The sequence below is a fragment of the Megasphaera sp. NM10 genome (assembly GCF_000417505.1).
Taxonomy (GTDB): Bacteria; Bacillota; Negativicutes; order Veillonellales; family Megasphaeraceae; genus Megasphaera; species Megasphaera intestinihominis.
Genome location: NZ_APHY01000169.1, coordinates 1 through 980, shown reverse-complemented (window position 1 = coordinate 980; position 980 = coordinate 1). Strand labels below are relative to the sequence as shown.

Sequence of the window (980 nt, the reverse complement as noted above, 5' to 3'; positions counted from 1 at the left end):
AGTATMMGRATGCTCCGGGAAATGTGCCAATACAGCAATAACCTGTACAATGTAGCGGTCTATACGATTCGGCAGCATTACTTCGATACCCAGCAATTCTTGCGGTACGAAGAAAATTACCCCATCTGCAAGGAAAATGAAAACTATGGCTTGTTACAGGCCAGTGTCGCCCAGCAGATATTGAAGATAGCCGACCGAAGTTTTCGTTCTTTTTTCGGGCTTTTGCAGAAAGTCAAGTCAGGTGACTATGGTTCAAAGGCTGTCCGCCTGCCATACTATCGTGAAAAAGGCGGTCTCTTCAATCTCATCTTGTCAACGAACGCTATTACCATTAAGAATGGCTTCTTAACCGTGCCGATGAGCCGTGAATATATGAAACGCCATAATGGCCATCGGATTCGGATTCCTGTTCCCGACAGGCTGAAGGATAAGAAAATCAAGGAAGTCCGCATCTGTCCCATGTATGGCGGACGGTATTTCAAGATTCAGTATGGCTACTTACAGGACCCAGAACCGGTGAAAACCTCGCCAGACCGTGTCCTGGCTATCGACTTGGGCCTGGACAATCTGGCCGCCTGCGTTACCAATACGGGGACGTCGTTCCTCATGGACGGTCGTAAACTCAAATCTATTAACCAGTATTGGAACAAACGCAAAGCCAGACTCCAAAGCATTGCCGCCAAGCAGGGCCGGAAGACGACGAACCAGCTCTGTCAGTTAGCGAAGAAACGCAATTTCCGGATGAAGACATCCTTTGCAAGACAGCCCGTTACATTGTTAATTTCTGCATTGACCATCAGATAGGTACCATTGTTTGCGGCTATAATCGCGATTTTAAACGAGGACTAAAGCTGGGCAAAGTGATGAATCAGCATTTCACTCAAATCAGTCTGACGCTATCTTCGTAGTACCTTGAAACACCTGTGTGAACGCTATGGGATAACCTATCTGGAACAGGAAGAATCGTATACCTCAGGCCA

1 protein-coding gene is annotated in these 980 nt (G+C 47.0%); it reads left to right on the top strand.

Going from position 1 to position 980, the window contains the following annotated elements; all coding sequences use genetic code 11:
* Positions 1-804 (top strand): RNA-guided endonuclease InsQ/TnpB family protein (locus NM10_RS12895; protein ID WP_020311965.1); only part of this gene is annotated, 804 nt, incomplete at its 5' end.
* Positions 805-980: the final 176 nt, after the last annotated feature.